At 31.1% G+C, this 1,855-nt stretch carries 2 protein-coding genes; both read right to left on the bottom strand.

What is annotated here, in order from left to right:
* On the bottom strand, positions 1–262 hold a 262-nt coding region (gene tnpB, locus ES044_RS18150; RefSeq protein ID WP_147187466.1), incomplete at its 3' end, for an IS66 family insertion sequence element accessory protein TnpB.
* An 859-nt stretch (positions 263–1,121) separates the two neighbouring features.
* Positions 1,122–1,855 (bottom strand): T9SS type A sorting domain-containing protein (locus tag ES044_RS18145; protein ID WP_147187465.1); only part of this gene is annotated, 734 nt, incomplete at its 5' end.

Below are 1,855 nucleotides of genomic sequence, written 5' to 3'. Positions count from 1 at the left end.
CTAAACCTTCCTCTATATTATATTCTGGAAGCTCAAAAATCCCTTTTTCCAATCGCTTATAATAAAGAACAAAGCCCCCAACTCGCCAATGAAGTAGCTTTAGTTTATCTTTCTTTTTATTGATAAAAGCATACACTACATTGGTGTTCTGGTTTTGATCCATGTGTTCTTTCACAATACCGCTCAATCCATTAAATCCTTTACGCATATCTACTGAATTTAGATAATAGTAATAGCTGTGCTCTGTTCCTAATCCTAACATGGTTTTATTTTTTACAAAAATCAAAAGAAATTAGGAACCTCACAAGATGTGCATAACCAGACGCTTACCTTGTGCCCACAAACATTATCTTGAACTTCAAAATCGTTTTTAATCTGACATGCATTATGATTACACTTCATACAATTCTAAGTATGTTATTCCTTTAAACCAAATAGCTATTCTTTGCAGACCCAGTTAGTTTTAAACCGATCAGAAAACTTTAGGAGATTTCAACCTTTAAATAGGTCCATAATTTGCAGTGTTTCTTTATGTTAAAGAAAAGCATTTATCTACTGACCTCTAAAAAGATTAATTACTGATGGAACAAAGAAAAGATTATCTTCTTCTAAAAATTCAGCCAATGAAATATAACCAATCACTCTTCTTTTTAAGCACAGTAATGTCAGGATATCTAAACTTTGCTACCGTTTGTATGCGCAAACGCATTAAACATCAGTTTAGTTTTATAATGCCGTAATAAATTGCTTCTTTCCTGCTTGCTGAACAGGCAGGTTTGCTTACTTTTCATCTTAAATAAGTACCGTAACGATGCTATGCTCCTTATTTTTAATTTCAACCAATCAAAACATAATTTAATTTATTTAAGCGGCAGTATAAAACTAAATTGGTCTCATACTTCTTAAACTTCCTTTTTGGAAATTATCATTCAAACATAGATCAACTATAATCCTTCTAAATAAATTGTTAATTTATTGTTTTCTGTTCTACATTTCCGATTGACTTTTTTGATAAAAGTAACTGTTATTAACAAAAATATAGCGTTAAAAATATATTTTGTGTACCCTAGAAAATTTTTAAAAATTACTTATTTCTAGACAGTTATGATTCGCTAGAAATTCTACTCAATAATAATTTTTTTAGTGACTCTTCCTTTTTCAGTTTGAAGTTGTACCAAATATATACCCGTAGCTATATTTGCTAAAAAAATAGTATGGTCACCCTTTGCTTCAAAAGACTTCTCTAGTATTTTTTTTCCCAAAACATTCAATATGGAAACTTTTGTTTTGTCTGCAGAAAGACCAGAAAAATATACTTTTTGATTTGAACTATATATAGAAATATTTGAAACATCGGCAGCTGCAGTTGCTAAAACACTAGACGTTGTGTGCAAATAAAACCGGCCCACTCCGGTTAGAGATTTCTCTAAAGTAACTCGATATTCACTATTTGCTTCATCTAAACGCGTAAATTTTTTGGTTGCTTTGTCTTCTAAAAATATTTTTATATCTGATGGTAAATTCAATACTTCTGCCGAAAAAATAATTTCTTTACCAGCTGCTACTTTTACACCAACAGGAATTATTAACGCTGCATAGTTTTCATTTGGTAAAGATTGCACTTCGAAATTTATGCCTTTATAATCTTCAACTAACTGAGTGAAAACATTTAAATTAGAAGATACTCCGTCAAAAGTACCAATATCAAAACCAGGATCTAAGCCTGCCGTCTTTCCTTCAAGGTAATATATTTGCGTATTCACCCCAGCTTCCCCATCTGATAGTTGCAAATTAATAGCAAGATTATTATCCGTAAAAAAAGCTGTTCTTATTTGATTAGGGTTTAATGCGGCCA

The organism is Polaribacter sp. IC066 (assembly GCF_007997085.1).
Lineage (GTDB): Bacteria > Bacteroidota > Bacteroidia > Flavobacteriales > Flavobacteriaceae > Polaribacter.
Note: the sequence above shows the minus strand (reverse complement) of the source record. Positions and strands in the feature narration are given on the sequence as shown.